The 13,906-nt window shown below is 39.3% G+C and carries 13 protein-coding genes; 3 read left to right on the forward strand and 10 right to left on the reverse strand.

Annotated features, from left to right (window positions below):
- Positions 1–13: 13 nt before the first annotated feature.
- From AC3E9U_RS10885 to rluF, 6 genes are all read right to left on the reverse strand, one after another.
- Positions 14–847 (reverse strand): hypothetical protein, encoded by an 834-nt coding sequence (locus AC3E9U_RS10885; RefSeq protein ID WP_488746933.1) that lies wholly within the window; start codon positions 845–847, stop codon positions 14–16.
- A 78-nt stretch (positions 848–925) separates the two neighbouring features.
- The gene (locus AC3E9U_RS10890; protein WP_488746934.1) at positions 926–1,768 is read right to left on the reverse strand and encodes a hypothetical protein; all 843 of its coding nucleotides are present in this window, start codon (positions 1,766–1,768) and stop codon (positions 926–928) included.
- Positions 1,769–1,784: 16 nt separating this feature from the next.
- Entirely contained in the window at positions 1,785–2,594 is an 810-nt protein-coding gene (locus AC3E9U_RS10895; RefSeq protein ID WP_488746935.1) for a hypothetical protein, read from the reverse strand.
- 151 nt (positions 2,595–2,745) lie between these two features.
- Entirely contained in the window at positions 2,746–2,964 is a 219-nt protein-coding gene (locus AC3E9U_RS10900) for a helix-turn-helix domain-containing protein (protein ID WP_488746936.1), read from the reverse strand.
- 549 nt (positions 2,965–3,513) lie between these two features.
- The gene (locus AC3E9U_RS10905; protein ID WP_488746937.1) at positions 3,514–4,293 is read right to left on the reverse strand and encodes a hypothetical protein; all 780 of its coding nucleotides are present in this window, start codon (positions 4,291–4,293) and stop codon (positions 3,514–3,516) included.
- 176 nt (positions 4,294–4,469) lie between these two features.
- Positions 4,470–5,291, reverse strand: coding sequence for a 23S rRNA pseudouridine(2604) synthase RluF (gene rluF, locus AC3E9U_RS10910; RefSeq protein ID WP_488746938.1), 822 nt, complete (start codon positions 5,289–5,291; stop codon positions 4,470–4,472).
- Positions 5,292–5,486: 195 nt separating this feature from the next.
- Here rluF and AC3E9U_RS10915 point away from each other — a divergent pair, with 195 nt between their 5' ends.
- Positions 5,487–7,046, forward strand: a complete 1,560-nt coding sequence (locus AC3E9U_RS10915) for a S8/S53 family peptidase (RefSeq protein WP_488746939.1) — start codon at positions 5,487–5,489, stop codon at positions 7,044–7,046.
- A gap of 2 nt (positions 7,047–7,048) precedes the next feature.
- Here the strand turns inward: AC3E9U_RS10915 and AC3E9U_RS10920 are convergent, their stop codons facing one another.
- From AC3E9U_RS10920 to AC3E9U_RS10930, 3 genes are read right to left on the reverse strand one after another with little or no spacing between them, the layout of a single operon-like run.
- Positions 7,049–7,903, reverse strand: coding sequence for an alpha/beta hydrolase (locus tag AC3E9U_RS10920; protein WP_488746940.1), 855 nt, complete (start codon positions 7,901–7,903; stop codon positions 7,049–7,051).
- 33 nt (positions 7,904–7,936) lie between these two features.
- Entirely contained in the window at positions 7,937–8,716 is a 780-nt protein-coding gene (locus tag AC3E9U_RS10925) for a zinc ribbon domain-containing protein (protein ID WP_488746941.1), read from the reverse strand.
- A gap of 3 nt (positions 8,717–8,719) precedes the next feature.
- Complete coding sequence (locus AC3E9U_RS10930) at positions 8,720–9,814, reverse strand: Nif3-like dinuclear metal center hexameric protein (protein WP_488746942.1); 1,095 nt, start codon at positions 9,812–9,814, stop codon at positions 8,720–8,722.
- A gap of 82 nt (positions 9,815–9,896) precedes the next feature.
- On the opposite strand from AC3E9U_RS10930, the gene lpxK reads away from it, so the two are divergent.
- Positions 9,897–10,922: a tetraacyldisaccharide 4'-kinase gene (lpxK, locus tag AC3E9U_RS10935; RefSeq protein ID WP_488746943.1), complete on the forward strand. Its 1,026-nt coding sequence runs from the start codon at positions 9,897–9,899 to the stop codon at positions 10,920–10,922.
- Positions 10,894–11,706 (forward strand): purine-nucleoside phosphorylase, encoded by an 813-nt coding sequence (locus AC3E9U_RS10940; RefSeq protein WP_488746944.1) that lies wholly within the window; start codon positions 10,894–10,896, stop codon positions 11,704–11,706. The genes lpxK and AC3E9U_RS10940 overlap by 29 nt, the downstream gene beginning before the upstream one ends.
- On the opposite strand, the gene AC3E9U_RS10945 is transcribed toward AC3E9U_RS10940, so the two are convergent.
- The gene (locus AC3E9U_RS10945; RefSeq protein ID WP_488746945.1) at positions 11,693–13,888 is read right to left on the reverse strand and encodes a tetratricopeptide repeat-containing hybrid sensor histidine kinase/response regulator; all 2,196 of its coding nucleotides are present in this window, start codon (positions 13,886–13,888) and stop codon (positions 11,693–11,695) included. The two genes, AC3E9U_RS10940 and AC3E9U_RS10945, sit on opposite strands and share 14 nt — an antisense overlap.
- Between the last annotated feature and the right edge of the window lie 18 nt (positions 13,889–13,906).

Consider the following 13,906-nt stretch of genomic DNA (forward strand, 5'->3'; position numbering starts at 1 on the left):
TTTTTATTTTAAATCATTCGCCTAAGTAAATAAAAACGTTTGTTACAATATGCTGAGGCGTAGCATTTATCGAAACATCTGAACCTCCTGAAGGAACTGTTACCGTATGGGAGTGAGATCCGTCGTCGCCAGATGCATATAAGTTGCCCGGCAGAACATCGTTGGTTCCGACAGTTTCACTGATCAAAGGAACCAATGGTAAAACATTCGTAGCTAATCCCAGGGTTTTTGCTCCGTTATAGGAGTCCGTATACGAGTGGCTGTGCGTTCCGTTCGATCCGGTTGTGGTCGTGTAGCTAATGTTTGGTAAGTTGGCCTGAGTTAAGGTTATTGTATTGCTTCCGGCACTACTTCCCTGAGTTTCCGTTCCTTTGTTGGTTTTAATGAATTTATCGGCAACATTTGGGAGATTTGTTACTATGCCAACGGCTGTTGCGTTGTATCTTGCCACAGTAGGAAGCGTGTTGATGCTTCTCCCGTCTAAAAGAAACCAACCCTTATGGTCTGAAGAATGCAGCGAATGCTTAATGTCGCCGATCATTAAGGTGTTAGGCCCCATTTGGTTCCATTTTTCACCATCATTGTAATACAGTCCTTCATATACCGAAACTGCCGTATTTGTACCCGATTTGGTCGTGTTATAAGTGGTCATTCCTTCCACATGATTTGAAAGTGGTGCGGGATTATCAGTAGAAACTAAAGGCAGTTTAGTAAGGATGACTCCTTTAGAAGTGCTGAAAATGTCTAAAGCAGCATTTGTATCCGGACTTGCCGTATTTACGCCTACATTCTGTGCTATCATTGGATAACAGAAAAAAAGGACTAAAAGCGAGGCTATTTTTTTCATATCAACTGAGTTTTGTTAGGTTGTGACGCAGGTTAATTTATCTCAAAAGATTTGAGAGCAATGGGGCACAATCGCTTATTACTCTCCCAAATAAACGAAGGTGTTTGTTACTAAGTGCGAGACGTTGCTTAAAGGGGTAGCGCTTCCACCGGTACTTACTGTTGCCGTATGACTGTGGTTTCCGCTTGTAGAGGAAGTCGATGTTGTTGATGATACGACATTAGACCCTACGTCGTTGTTCAGTATGTTCAGTATGACACCACTCAGAATTCCCAGTAAACCTGTAACAAGATTTAAATTTTCCGGCGTTCCATGATATTTATCGGCATATTCATGGGTGTGATTACCGGCTGTATTCGCTGTCCCGTTAAAAGTAATGTTTGGTAAATTAGCCTGGGTTAAGGTAACGGAATTGTTTCCGCCAACCGACTTCAATGCTTCAGATGATGATTTTCCTTTTAGAAATTTATCCGTTGCATCAGGAATGGTTGCTCCAAACCCAATCGAGGCTGCATTTGAAGCCGCAACCGAAGGTAACGATGCTGTTGTTCTTCCGTCAAGCTTATACCAGCCATTATGATCTTGGGTAAGTAGGCTGTGCTTTATATCACCAACGGCGGTGGACAGTGGTTCCAATCGAATCCATTGATTTCCGTCATTATAATAAAAACCTTCAAATACAGCAGTATCTCCAGCTCCCGCGAAAGCAGTATTGTATACGATCATACCGGCTTTATGGGCTGTTAAAGGCATTGGATTTGTAGTGCCTGTCAGCGCTATTCTGGTGATCAGAACGGCCTGTGAGTTACTGTTGATTTCCAAAACAGCATCGTCATTTGGAGTGGATGTGCCTATGCCCACTTGGGAATAAAGCAAACCGGACCCGAATAAAAAAAACAGAAGTGTAATTTTATTTATCATAGTCATTAAGTTTTGGTTAGTTTCCTAAGTAGATAAAGATGTTTGTGGCTAAGTAATTAGGTGTTCTGTTTATCGGTGTACTGCTTCCCCCGGAATTAAAACTTACCGTATGCGTGTGGTTTCCCGTGGCTTGGGTAATGTTTAAATCTGAAGTGACGGTTTCTTTTGCAACTGATGCGGTGTAAAACAGAGTAAGAATAGTGGTAGATAAAAGCCCGATGTTTTCAGTTCCGATATAGCTGTCCATATCGTGATGGTGCAAGCCAGACGAGTTAGTTGTTCCCGTGAAATTAATGTTGGGCAAATTGTTCTGAGAAATGGTGAATGTTGCATTTCCTGCTGATGATCCCACGACATCAGCTCCGTTTTTGGCTTTCAGAAACCTATCGGCTCCGTCCGGAAGATTTGCGGCAATGCCAACGGCCGTTGCATTTGTCTGAGCATTAGCCGGTAAACTTGATTTTGCTCTGCCATCCAATAAATACCAGCCATTGTGGTCGGCAGTGGCAAAACTGTGCTTCAGTTCACCTATTTTGACAGTATTAGGATTTAAGCGTGTCCAATGCTGTCCGTTATTATAATACAAACCGGGGTAAACCGTTGTTCTTCCGGATCCGGACATTGCGGTATTATAAACCAGCATCCCGCTGACATGGTTTGTCATCGGAGCGGACAAATTTGTACTTTGAAGAGAAACTCTTGGTAGCAAGATACCTTTGTCTGAACTAACAACTTCAAGCATTGCATCTTCATTCGGGGCCTGTGTTCCGATGCCAACCTGGGCATAGAGGTTGCAGCAAAACAATAAGAGTAGAAGTTTTCGCATAAGCGTAGAATTTTAGATTAGAAATAATTTGAATTTCAGAATGCTAAAAAACCGGGGCTGTTTTTCTAGAACTTGAAAAGTTTAAAAAATGAAATGAATAAGCGTTGCTTAATTTTTTGTCAAATTGATTGACGATGTTTTGGTGCGGGTGTTAAAATAGTTCTCTGATTTCCATCCTTAAAACTTTGCAAATTTTTTCAAGGGTCGTAACTGTAGTATTGATTTCTCCACGTTCAATTCTGCCAACCTGATTTCTGGGAATGTTAGCATCAATTGATAAATTTTCCTGCGATAGGTGTAGCTCTAATCTGCGCTCTCGTATTTTTTCCCCTATCGATTTTACAATTTCCTTCTGTTTATTCTGTAACATTCGCTAAAATTGCAATTTTTTTCCAAAAAGTTTCGATACATATTTGTGTTATTTGTGAAATACCCTTTCGAAAAGCATGAATTTAATAAACCTATTGTGATTTGTTAAAAATCATCTGCAGAATTTTTAACATATCTGTGGGATATTTCATCAATAAAATCTTTTTTTATGCGTTTCTTCTTATAAATATATAATAAAAATCGCATGGTAATTTGCGTAGATGATTTGTGTGTTATCTATTGAAAACAAAGGTGTTCCCGCGGCTTTTCATTCGTTGAAAAAGGGTTCATGACGAATGTTTATGTCTTTTTTATTCTAGCCAACGGAAAAACTATAAAGTCCATTACTTTAATTTAAAATAACATCGAAAAAAATTGTAGTGACCAGGGCTTTATTATGGATTCCTGTTGGAAGATTTTATGGGACGAAAGTGAAAATTTATGGGACAAACGAAAAAGTAATAGCAACAATTTAAATAGTATTCTTTTCATAAGAAAAAATAGAACTTCCTTTACGTAGTGTATTTTGAATACGGAAGTTCTATATAAATTATTGGTCTTCTGTACGTATTTTAAATTCCAGGCGGCGCACCAATCTATATTGACCGCTGGACGCACCGTAAATGCTTTTAATATAAAGTTTTACCTGTTTGGCGGTCTGAACAAGTCCGGTCAAAGAATTGTATAATTCCTTGTTTCGCTGAATCAATGCATTGCTGTACAGCGCATAACTTTCTGATAAGTTTCGATTTTTGGTTTGCAGATCTGAAAGTTTTGCCTGAAGCGAAACTATTTTCAGTTCTTGTTCATTTGGATTATAGATCCGGCTTTGGGACAGTAATTCGATCAGGTTGGCCAAATGGTCAATTTTTTTATCATAGGACTGTTGGGAGGCTGAAATGGTTTTTGTTTGAGTCGAATCTCCCATTTGTGTGTTAACTGATTTGCTCGAAGGCACCCCTTGTATTTTTTTATTTATTGCTTTAGCATCTTCAACGGTCATTTTGTCGGCTCCGGATACAATGAAAGCATTGATAATCCTTGTGGCTAAAGGTTTTAAATCTTCAAAAGCACTTCGGCGCAGGTTGGTGTGATTGTCGAAATTCGTTTTGTGAATCCTGACGTTATTGATTTTTTCAACGGCCGCTTCATGTGCGGTTTTCAGCTGTACAATTTTCAAACGATCATTAGATGGATTATATGTTGCTGCAAATCCTTCACAAAGTGAAATCAGGTTCTGGAAATTGGCTACATTTTTTGCATGGCCTGTCTCGCTTACGGAATGTCTTTTTAGCTCCAAAGGGCTTTGTGATTGGGGAGAAGCGTCCATTGGTTGAGTTTTTGGGTTAGTAAACCAAAAATAATAAAAAATGTTTTTGTAGGTAATGTTGTGTTATATTTTTATGAGAATTGTCAAACAAAAAAAAGAGGCATGAAAATCTAATCATGCCTCTTAGTAAATCCATTGTTGTTTTTGTGGCTTCGACAGCTATTTGGTTGAATATTTTAGTCCTTTTTAGGATTTCTGTAGTTGGTTCTTCGTGCGGAAGGTGTGCCGGATTCACGATTAACCGGTCTTTTTGTTTCCACTTTAGGCAAACTTGCTTCCTCGGTTTTGCTGGAAGGTTCGATAAGTTGATTGAGTTCGAGAATCTCGGCATCGGTTAAATCACGATAACGTCCGATGGCAACATCTAACGAAATATTGATGATCCTAATGCGCTTCAGGGCGGTAACTTCATACCCTAAATAATCACACATACGACGAATCTGACGGTTTAAGCCCTGCGTCAGTATAATTCGAAACACAAACTTACTGATTTGTTCTACTTTACATTTCTTGGTTACGGTGTTCAAAATCGGAACGCCATTGCCCATTCGTTGAATAAATCGGTCGGTGATTGGTTTGTTCACCGTAACCACGTACTCTTTTTCGTGATTGTTACGGGCACGCAGAATCTTGTTTACGATATCTCCGTCATCCGTCATGAAGATCAGTCCTTCACTGGCTTTGTCCAATCGACCGATCGGAAAAATACGTTTCGGATAATTGATATAGTCAACAATGTTGTTTTTTACGTTTTGGTTGGTCGTACATTCAATACCTACCGGTTTGTTGAAAGCTAAATAAATGGGTTTTGAGGTTTTTTCACGAATCAGTTTCCCATCCACACGGATCTCATCATCAAGGGACACTTTTGTGCCCATTTCAGGTACTACTCCGTTGATGGTGATGCGTCCTTCCTCCAATAATCTATCGGCCTCTCTTCTCGAGCAATAGCCTGTTTCCGAAAGGAATTTATTAATACGTGTTTTGTTTTCTTCCATGCTGCAAAAATAGTACTTATTTGAATATTAGACGTTCTTAGTTTTATTGTGGACTAACTTTTTTATATATTTGAAACTTAATTCGTTAGCTAATTGAGGAAAGCAATACTCTTATTTCTTTTTTTTAATGCATTTCTATTCGCCCAAAACAGAAAGGGGGAATTTCATTTAGCACCCGATACCCAACAACACGAGTTGTATATTTCCTTTGCGGAATCTGTAGTTTTTACTGATGAAAACTATACCAGTGTTCTTTTTCAGATACCTGAAATTAAGAGTGTCACGGATGAATATGGGATGCTTTTTCAAAAAGGGATTTTGATTTCCGATGAAAAAGCAGAAGAACTTTTTACAGCAGCCAGACAAAATGGGCATGATGGCAAATCGGTACTGAAATTGCGCAATGTTCTAAAAGTTACTATTGCTGATCCTTCCAATGAACGGTTGATGGATTTGGCCACCCGTCTGGAAGAATTGCAGGTGGTTGATTATTGCTGTTTAATGCCATTGAAGCCAGTTCCACCCCCCAACGATATTGCTCCGAGTACACTTAGTTACGAAGCGGATCAGACTTTTTTGGATATAAATCCCGGAGTAAATATGTATTACGCCTGGGGACTTGGTCTTGCCGGCGCCGGAATCCGAATACGAGATGTGGAATACGGCTTTAATAAAAACCACGAAGAATTAATCGATTGCAATGCCTTTATTGCCCCTGGTATGAATATTTCGACCAGTGCCACACCCTCTTATACAGAACACGGTACCTCGGTTTTCGGAATCATGTATGCTGATAAAGGATCGTATGGAGTCTCGGGAATGGCCTATGAAGCAACAGAAATGGTACTTTTCCCGGAATGGCAGCAATCCGGTTACAATCGTATTAATGCTGTTACCCGGGCAGTTGCCGCTTCTATGGCCGGAGATGTTATTGTTTTCGAAATGCAGGCGTACGGTCAGGGCGGTAATTATGTTCCTGCTGAATTCGATAATGTAGTCTGGGATTTAACCAAAGCAGCTTCCGATGCCGGAATAATCATTGTTGAAGCCGCTGCCAACGGAAATCAGAATCTGGATTCGGGATATTATGCGTCTTATATGAGCCGCGGGAATTCAGGTGCGATCATCGTTGGAGCCGGAACCGATAACATCGGACATAACAGAATGTCATACGGTACATATGGGTCCCGAGTTGATGTGCAGGGATGGGCAGCGAATGTCCGTACTTGCGGATACGGTGATTTAGTAATGATAGGCGGTGACTTTAACCAAGGATATACCAATTTTGCAGGGACAAGTTCTGCAACTCCAATGGTTGCTTCATGCGTGGTTGTGCTTCAGTCGTATTATCATGGTCTTACCGGTATGTATATGAACTCTCAAGAGATGCGTACTTTATTACAGTCTACCGGCATTCCGCAAGGTACCGGTGTTGCGGGCAATATTGGTCCGCTACCTGATATGCAGGCTGCTATCTTACAAATTAATCAGAATCTTAGTGTTGTCGAAAATGAGACGCTTGTTTTTACTGTGTTTCCAAATCCTGTAGCTGATAAATTGAAGATTATCAGTTCGCAATCGGCTGGGAATACTTCAAAATTGGAGATTTTTACAACTGTTGGTCAGAAAATTATGGAAGCGCCGCTACAATCCGGCCATAACGAATATAATGTTGAGCAGTTACCTAAAGGTGTGTATTTCGTCAGAGTGACTGATGGGAAAAAATCACTTTCGAAAAAGATCATAAAACGCTGATCTTACTCCTCGAACAGAAAGAGGTTGATCTGCTGATAAAGATTTTCATCGTGTAAACTGTGTCCTAAACCTTTTGTTTCGATAAATTTGGATGATTTCCAGGCATTAGCGATTTCCTTTCCTTCATTAAAAGCAACAACATCATCATCAATATCGTGTGCAATCAATCCTTTTAAGTTGAAGGTAGATGCGAATTTTTTCCCTGAAAACTCCGAGGGATGTATATTGAACCGCTCAGTGAATTTCTCGGTCAGCAACTGAAAGGTTTTGTTGTTGAGACTAATGGTTTTTTTGTAATTCGTCAATAGTATCTCAAATTCGCTTGGGGCGCCCAAAATAACCATTTTCTGCAAAATCGGATTGTTGTATTTGAAGTGATAATACAAACAGGTGGCTCCGCCCATTGAATGTCCGATAATGTACTGCGGTTGAAATCGTTCAACTATAGCATTGACATGTTTGGCATATTGCGGAATGTTGAATTCAATTCCGCTCGATAATCCCTGACCAGGACCGTCCAATGCAATAACCGTTATTTGTAATTTTCGGAGGAAGTTGATGAATTGCTCCCAGCGAGCTGAATTGCTTTCCCAGCCATGAACCAATAAAATTTTTGTTTCGTTGCCTTTCCAGGTGTAGGTTTGGATACTGTGTTCTTCATGAATGAGTATTTCGTGATCTGCCTCTTTTAGAATATCGGGAATAGCATTGGGAAGTAACTTGCCTTCCCGTGGTTCTGTAAAGTATTTATAGGCTAAACCAGCTGCTTTATTTGGATAAACATAACTCAGCAGGTTAATATATAACCCGATGGATTTAGTTAGAGTAAAGTATGCTATTTTGTTTAGGAGTTCCATAAAAAAAGTCTCCGTTAGGAGACTTTAAGTTACTTATAATTTTGCAAATAATTGCTGAATTTTGTCTTTTTCTTCATCAGCCAACGCACTGTCAACCAAAATTCTTCCACTATGCTCATCGGTGATGATTTTCTTTCTGGAAGCGATTTCCATCTGCGTCTGAGGCGGGATTGTAAAGAATGAACCTGCAGAAGCGCCACGCTCAATAGATACAACTGCCAAACCGTTTCTTACGCTGGTTCTGATTCTGTCATATGCACTTAATAAACGCTCTTCGATTTGGTCACGGAATTCCACTGATTTGCCTGATAAGAAGTTCTCCTCTTTTTCAGTTTCAGCCATGATATCACTCAATTCTGCTTTCTTGTGTTTCAGGTGACTTTGTTTAGCGTCTAATCTTTCTTTAGTTTCGGCTAAAACCACTTTTTTGTGTTCGATAGAAGCTTTCATTTCACGAATGTGCTTCTCAGCCAATTGGATTTCCAACTCCTGAAACTCAACTTCTTTTGTTAAAGCGTTGAATTCTCTGTTGTTGCGAACTTCTTTTTGCTGTTGAGAGTATTTTTTAATCGATTCTTTATGACCTTCGATAGCATTTTTCTTTTCTTTGATCTGCTCTTCGATCGTCTCCAAATCGCTTTTTAATTTGTCTAAACGAGTGCTTAATCCAGCAACTTCATCTTCTAAATCTTCCACTTCAAGAGGTAGTTCTCCTCTAACATTTCTGATCTCATCGATTCTTGAATCGATTAGCTGTAAATCATAAAGAGCTCTTAATTTTTCTTCTACACTTAGTTCTTTGATGTTTGCCATATTTTAAAAGTACTTAACTGGATTTGTGTTTTCTTGCGATAAAATGATTGCAAAATTACTAATTTTTTTCGTAAGATAATCAACTATATAATTTTTTGTAAATCTTTCACTTTCAAAATGTCCTATATCAGCTAATAAGAGCTTGTTTTCGGCTTCATAAAACTGATGGTATTTCAGATCCGCCGTCAGAAAAGCGTCTGCCTCCGAAGCAATGGCATTTTTAATGGCAAAACTGCCTGAGCCTCCTAAAACTGCTACTTTTTTGATCGGTTTGTTTAAAAACTGACTGTGGCGAATACCGCCGCAATCCATTTTTTCCTGTACAAATTGAAGGAAATCGGATTCTTTCATTTCCTGAGGCAGTTCACCGATCATTCCCAAACCGATATTCTGATGCGGGTTTTCCAGATTATAGATTTCATAAGCCACTTCTTCATAAACGTGGTTTTGGAAAAGTGCTTTCAGGATTTTTCCCTGTAAATGTTTCTCGAATGTGACCTCGATTTTAATTTCCTCATTTTCCACAAATTCAAAACGCTCACCAACCTGCGGATTACTGTCTTCATTTCCCATGTAGGTTCCGAGGCCTTTTGAGTTGAAACTACAGTCTTCATAATTTCCGATTTTTCCCGCACCGGCATCAAATAAGGCATTGCGCAATTCTTCAACATTTTCCGGAATCGTATAGGTAACCATTTTCTGGATGAAATTTTGTTTCGGAACCAGAATTTTAGTATTGGTCAAACCTAATGCATTGCAGAAAATTTTATTGACGCCCTGTTTGTGGTTGTCTAATGCGGTGTGAACGGCATAAATCGCAATATCATTTTTAATGGCTTTGATAACCGCACGTTCTACATAATTTTTACCGGTAATTTTCTTCAGTCCGGAAAAGAGAATAGGGTGGAAACAGACAACCAGGTTGCATTTTTTTGCAATGGCTTCATCTATCACGGATTCTAAAGCATCATGGCAAACCAGGACGCCCGACACTTCGGAATTGGCATCACCAACTAACAGTCCGACGTTGTCAAAATCTTCGGCATAGGCCAAAGGAGCCATTTCTTCCAAAACGGAAAGTATTTCTGCTATCTTCATCTGAACTAATTTTCTGAATAACAAAGTAACGAATAAACCGATAACTTTTTTCAAAAAGATAAAAAATAGCTACATTCGTGTTATGAATTTTCTCCGTAAAATACTCCTTCCGTTCTCCGTTTTGTACGGAATTGTTACTTCAATACGTAATTTTTTGTTTGATAAGGGCATTTTCAAATCAGCGTCATTTGATGTACCTGTTATTGCTGTTGGGAATTTAAGTGTGGGCGGGACAGGGAAGACGCCGCAGATCGAGTATTTGATCCGGCTGCTTTCTGAAAACCACAAAATTGCTACATTAAGCAGAGGATATAAAAGAAAATCAGAAGGTTTTGTTTTGGCAAATGATGCTTCAAACGCTGAAATTTTGGGTGATGAGCCTTATCAGTTTCATCAGAAATTCCCGGAAATAAAGGTTGCTGTAGATGCTAACAGGGTTAATGGAATTACTCAATTGCGGTCACAGCAGAATCCGCCTGAGATCATTTTATTAGATGATGCTTTTCAGCACCGCATGGTCAAGGCTGGTTTTTACATCTTGCTGACTGCGTACGGTGATTTGTACTGCGATGATTTAATATTGCCAGCCGGAAATCTAAGAGAGAGCAGGAGTGGAGCGAAACGCGCCAATGTGATAGTGGTTACCAAATGCCCTCCGCAAATAACTACGGAGCAACAGGAAGCTATTAAATCAAGACTGAAACCTTTGAAATATCAGCAAGTCTTTTTTACTTTTATAGATTATGATACGCACGTATTTTCGGAAGAAGGTAAGCTTTCAATTGAAGAAATTAAGAATTCAGAAAAATTAATTTTAGCCGGTATTGCAAAACCGGAGCCTTTTTTTGCACATTTGCAGGCTGCGAAATCTGCAACGATGGTATTTTCGGATCATCACGATTTTACACAACAGGATTTAGAAGACATCCGAACAAAAGCGAATGGCAATATCATCATTACCACTGAAAAGGATTTTGTCCGTCTAAAAGGAAAAATAGCGAAAGAACAATTATATTATTTGCCGATAAAGAGCTCGTTTATAAGTGCTCAGTCGGATTTTGATAAAACAATTAAGCATTATGTGGGAACAAGTACAGGAAACAGTTAGTTATATAAATAAAGTTACAGGTTTTACCCCGGAATACGGTGTGATTTTAGGTTCCGGTTTGGGTGGATTTACAAATGATATGCAGATTGAGCATACGTTGCCCTATAACGAGATTCCTAATTTTCCGGTTTCTACTGTCGACGGTCATAAAGGTGCTTTGGTTTTTGGGACCATTGAAGGTAAAAAAGTGGTTGCCATGCAGGGACGTTTTCATTTTTATGAGGGTTATGATATGAAACAGGTTACCTTCCCGGTGCGTGTAATGAAATATTTAGGAGTTAATAAGCTTATTGTTTCCAACGCTTCAGGCGGAGTGAATCCGAATTATAAGGTGGGTTCGGTGGTTTTGATCAACGACCACGTGAATATGATGCCGGAACATCCGCTTCGCGGTAAAAATGACGAGCGTTTCGGGCCACGTTTTGTAAACATGAGCGAACCGTACAGTCTAAAAATGATTGCTAAAGCCAAAGAAATTGCAGCAGCATTAGGAATTGAAGTTCAGGAAGGCGTATATCTGGGATTGCAAGGACCAACCTTTGAGACGTTAGCCGAATATAAAATGGTGAAAACTTTCGGGTGTGATTGTGTTGGAATGTCTACAGTTCCCGAAGTTATTGTCGCCCGTCATATGAATTTGGAAACCTTTGGTGTTTCAGTGATCACAGATATGGGTGATGAGGCGAGTATCGGAACAATAACTCATGCTGAAGTTTTGGAAGCGGCAAAAAAAGCGGAACCCAAAGTTAGAAGTTTAATCAAAAATATGATTATACAGTATTGATATTCTGATTGATGGTCATTGCGATAACTTCGTAGAATTTCTCAGGATCAAATGGCTTGGTGATTACGTCGTTCATTCCAAACGAAAGCAGCATTTCTTTGTTTTCGTCTAATGAAATTGCTGTTAAAGCGATAATGGGCGTTTCCTGATTGAATTTTCGGATATGTTCTGTGGCTATGGTGCCGTTGATGCCTGGAAGGTGGACATCCATCAAAACCAAATCGTAAGCGTTGTCACGCATATGCTCTACTGCATCTTCGCCGTTTTCGATTATATGACAGTGCATTTGTTTTCTTTCCAGCATTTTCTGGGTGATCATTTGGTTGATTTTGTTGTCTTCAACCAAAAGTATTTTTTTGTTGACCAATAAACTCTCGTCGTAGAAAGGTGCTGCTTTCTTCTCGATCTTATTGCTGCTTATGTTGAAGGAAACATCGAAATAAAATCGTGATCCTTTACCTTCTTCGCTGTCCAGTTTTATCTTGCCGCCTAACAAGTTAACCAGTCTTTTTACAATCGCAAGTCCAAGTCCGGTACCGCCATATTTTCGGTTGATTTCAACGGAACCCTGGGTGAAACTGTCAAAAATGGTTTCGAGGCGGTCTTTGGGAATTCCAATTCCTGTATCGCGTACTTCAAAATGCAGTTTAACGGAATTTGCTTTTTCTTTTTTAACAATGGCAGAAACCCAAACATTTCCGTTCGTTGTAAATTTAATGGCGTTATTGATCAGATTGATGAAAATCTGAGACAGTTTTGTAGGGTCGCCAATTAAAGTAGAAGGTATTTTCTCGTCAATTTCAAGATGATAAACCGTTTTGTTTTTGTTGGCAATTTCTGAGAAAGATCCTACGATATTTTCAAGTAAATCCCTTAAGTCAAAGTCGATGCTTTCCACTTCAACTACATCTGATTCAACGCGGTTGATTTCGAGGATATCATTGATGAAAGTCAGAAGATAATTTCCGGAGAACTTCAACGAATTAAGATAATTCATCTGGCTTGGTTTCGGATCGTCGTCAATCAGGATGTGGGTAATTCCGTTGATTGCGTTTAATGGAGTTCGCAATTCATGACTCACCGTAGAAAGGAATTCAGCTCTGGCTTTGGAGGCTCTTTCAGCTCTTTCTTTTTCAATTTCAAGCTCCTGATTTTTGTCTTTCAGAAGTTGGTTCGTTTTGGTCCTTATGATATTGTTTTTATACAGCGAAAGGCTCAGAAGCGATAAAATCGATATCAAAGCTATACTAAGAATACTGATCAGTTTAGAGAATTTAATGGATTTTTCCTGTGCTTTGTTCTCGCGATTTGTTTTGTCAATGGCTTTTAACTGTTCCGTCGCGATATAGCGTTCATAGGCAGGTACGTCGGCTGTCCTTGTCCGGATGTTAAAAAGAGAATCGCGTAAGGCAGTGAATTCTTTTAAATAAGTGTGTGATTTAATGATGTTGTCTGTGGCTTCAGAAAGAGTGCTTAAGCGTTTAAGAATCCTTAATTTCTGATTGGTATTGTTGCCTTCTTTTGAGATTTTATAGGCTTTTTCCAGATTGGTAATAGCCGATTGCGGATTGGTATTGGCTTCCGTTTCGGCCAATTCAAAATAGGCTTCTACTTTTGCTTCCGGAATCATTAACGGATCGTTTTTCGATATGATGGCTTTGAATTTTTTTACCGCTCCATCTCTGTTTCCTTTGTGTTTTTCAATGATCCCTTTCTGCAGATCAATCAAATCTGTGGCTTCGGGAATATTTACAGTTTTGTATTCTGCCAATGCTTTATTGAAGTAATTTTCTGCCAGGCCCAAATTCTTCTTTTTCAAATAACTTAATCCCAGTCCGTAATAACAAAACGCGCTGTTCGAGGAAGCATCTAAATTGTTGTAAATGGTTACGCTTCGGATGTAATTTTCGATGGCTTCATCCTGCCTGTCCAGCTCACTGTAAATACTTCCGATAGAAAGATGGCTGTCGGCCAATTCTCGCTGAAGTTTGTTTTTAATTGAATATTGTTTAGCTTTTCTGGCATACAGAAGCGCTTTGTCATAATCGAAACTACTCTTGTGGAAATTCGAAACTTCAAGGTAATACGGGACACTGTCAACTTTGGTAGTTGCATTTTTCTCTTGCGCAAAGCCATACAGCTTTCCTATTAATAAAAAGAGTAAAATGAATAGATGCTTCATATTATGCCTGAAATTCGC

Source organism: Flavobacterium sp. 21.1 (genome assembly GCF_057801535.1).

What these genes read in the sequence shown, in the direction of transcription:
- AC3E9U_RS10905 (WP_488746937.1), bottom strand. Translation starts at nt 4,293, where the DNA reads ATGGACGCTTCTCCCCAATCACAAAGCCCTTTGGAGCTAAAAAGACAT.
- AC3E9U_RS10885 (WP_488746933.1), bottom strand. Translation starts at nt 847, where the DNA reads ATGAAAAAAATAGCCTCGCTTTTAGTCCTTTTTTTCTGTTATCCAATG.
- AC3E9U_RS10900 (WP_488746936.1), bottom strand. Translation starts at nt 2,964, where the DNA reads ATGTTACAGAATAAACAGAAGGAAATTGTAAAATCGATAGGGGAAAAA.
- AC3E9U_RS10930 (WP_488746942.1), bottom strand. Translation starts at nt 9,814, where the DNA reads ATGAAGATAGCAGAAATACTTTCCGTTTTGGAAGAAATGGCTCCTTTG.
- AC3E9U_RS10920 (WP_488746940.1), bottom strand. Translation starts at nt 7,903, where the DNA reads ATGGAACTCCTAAACAAAATAGCATACTTTACTCTAACTAAATCCATC.
- AC3E9U_RS10890 (WP_488746934.1), bottom strand. Translation starts at nt 1,768, where the DNA reads ATGATAAATAAAATTACACTTCTGTTTTTTTTATTCGGGTCCGGTTTG.
- AC3E9U_RS10945 (WP_488746945.1), bottom strand. Translation starts at nt 13,888, where the DNA reads ATGAAGCATCTATTCATTTTACTCTTTTTATTAATAGGAAAGCTGTAT.
- AC3E9U_RS10925 (WP_488746941.1), bottom strand. Translation starts at nt 8,716, where the DNA reads ATGGCAAACATCAAAGAACTAAGTGTAGAAGAAAAATTAAGAGCTCTT.
- AC3E9U_RS10895 (WP_488746935.1), bottom strand. Translation starts at nt 2,594, where the DNA reads ATGCGAAAACTTCTACTCTTATTGTTTTGCTGCAACCTCTATGCCCAG.
- rluF (WP_488746938.1), bottom strand. Translation starts at nt 5,291, where the DNA reads ATGGAAGAAAACAAAACACGTATTAATAAATTCCTTTCGGAAACAGGC.
- lpxK (WP_488746943.1), top strand. Translation starts at nt 9,897, where the DNA reads ATGAATTTTCTCCGTAAAATACTCCTTCCGTTCTCCGTTTTGTACGGA.
- AC3E9U_RS10940 (WP_488746944.1), top strand. Translation starts at nt 10,894, where the DNA reads ATGTGGGAACAAGTACAGGAAACAGTTAGTTATATAAATAAAGTTACA.